A 1104-nucleotide genomic window follows, 5' to 3' on the forward strand; every position below is an offset into this window, starting at 1 on the left:
AGTAAATCTACAAGGAAAAGAGCCCCGTCACGAGAGCTTGAATACAAGTGAGCCAAGCCTTAAAAAAGCAAAGTTTATCGACAAGGCTATAAACCCCATCCCAGATGAAATGACTGAAAAAATTTTTTCCTATCTGGATACAAGGGACCTTGCTGTTTGCAGGAAGGTGCACCGCGATTGGAAAGGACTTATTGATACTCATCACATAATTGCTCGCTCCTTCTTCCGTGATTGCCACCTTTCAAATCGAATTAGTCCACTAACCGCCGAGTGCTATACATCATCCATTCAAGGCTGGCTAACAGGATTTAGCAATATGGGTGGAGAATTGGCAGAGGAGTTAGATAACGTTTTGCACCATGAACACTTTCCCGAGATATTATTTTTCTCCATTGCCAAAGTATTAGTAGAAGCAAAAGAGTTGACCTGCCAAAACGTTGCCACCATCCCGCATTTTGACTGGGTGAACAATGCCACCTTCAGCCCCGATGGAAACCACCTTGTGACAGCCTCTAACGATAATACCGCCAAAATCTGGGGGCTTGTCGACGGTCAATGGCAGGAAAAAGCCACCATCCAGCATGATGACTGTGTGAACGGTGCCAGCTTCAGCCCTGATGGAAACCACCTTGTGACAACCTCTAAGGATAATACCGCCAAAATCTGGGGGCTCGTCGACGGTCAATGGCAGGAAAAAGCCATCATCCAGCATTCCATGCCGGTGAACAATGCCTGCTTCAGCCCCGATGGAAACTACCTTGTGACAGCCTCTGACGATCATACCGCCGAAGTCTGGGGGCTTGTCGACGGTCAATGGCAGAAAAAATTCACCATCCAGGATTCTAGCTCGGTGAACAGTGTCACCTTCAGCCCCGATGAAAACCACCTTGTGACAGTCTCTGACGATGATACCGTCAAAGTCTGGGGGCTTGTCGACGGTCAATGGCAGAAAAAAGCCACCATCCCGCATTCTAAGTGGGTGAACAGTGCCAACTTCAGCCCCGATGGAAACCACCTTGTGACAGCCTCTGAAGATAATACTGCCAAAATCTGGGGGCTTGTCGACGGTCAATGGCAGGAGAAAGCCATCATCCAGCATGATGA

1 protein-coding gene and 1 pseudogene are annotated in these 1104 nt (G+C 48.3%); both read left to right on the top strand.

The annotated features are described in order from the left end of the window. Positions 1-109 precede the first annotated feature (109 nt). Positions 110-211: pseudogene (locus tag GZ78_RS31110) on the top strand (F-box-like domain-containing protein); the annotation flags it as partial. Positions 212-316: 105 nt separating this feature from the next. Continuing rightward, on the top strand, positions 317-1104 hold a 788-nt coding region (locus tag GZ78_RS27005), incomplete at its 3' end, for a WD40 repeat domain-containing protein (RefSeq protein ID WP_034843450.1).

Origin of the sequence: Endozoicomonas numazuensis, assembly GCF_000722635.1 — a bacterium.
Lineage (GTDB): Bacteria > Pseudomonadota > Gammaproteobacteria > Pseudomonadales > Endozoicomonadaceae > Endozoicomonas_A > Endozoicomonas_A numazuensis.